Annotated in this window: 2 tRNA genes; both read right to left on the bottom strand. The window is 50.4% G+C overall.

The annotated features are described in order from the left end of the window. Positions 1-211 precede the first annotated feature (211 nt). Positions 212-287: transfer RNA gene (locus C5O79_RS37945), tRNA-Ala, on the bottom strand. 42 nt (positions 288-329) lie between these two features. Beyond that, a tRNA-Ile gene (locus C5O79_RS37940) sits at positions 330-406 on the bottom strand. Positions 407-456 lie beyond the last annotated feature (50 nt).

Below are 456 nucleotides of genomic sequence, written 5' to 3'. Positions count from 1 at the left end.
GAGTTCGAATCATCTTGAGATACATCGATACAATCACAACCCGGATAGTTTTCACGTCCATCTCAAGACGCTTCCGCTATCCAAATTACTTACTTCTTCCAGATTGTTAAAGAACGACAGCCGATACGTACTACGTATCACTCTGACTGGCTCAATCGCCAATGCAAAATTCTCGGTTCAGTGTCTGAACCAAGCCCTTAGCGTTGGTGATTGGTGGAGGCAGACGGGATCGAACCGACGACCCCCTGCTTGCAAAGCAGGTGCTCTCCCAGCTGAGCTATGCCCCCATGTACAGATTTGCCTCAGGTGTGTACCGCCACACAAGACGGTGGTGGGTCTGGTTGGATTCGAACCAACGACCCCCGCCTTATCAAGACGGTGCTCTAACCGACTGAGCTACAGACCCCTGAGTCTGTCTTTAAATTTACAGCCGATAAGCGTGAGCGCTCAACTTTG

The sequence above is a fragment of the Burkholderia sp. SRS-25 genome (assembly GCF_004343765.1).
In the GTDB taxonomy this organism is placed as follows: domain Bacteria; phylum Pseudomonadota; class Gammaproteobacteria; order Burkholderiales; family Burkholderiaceae; genus Burkholderia; species Burkholderia contaminans.
Note: the sequence above shows the minus strand (reverse complement) of the source record. Positions and strands in the feature narration are given on the sequence as shown.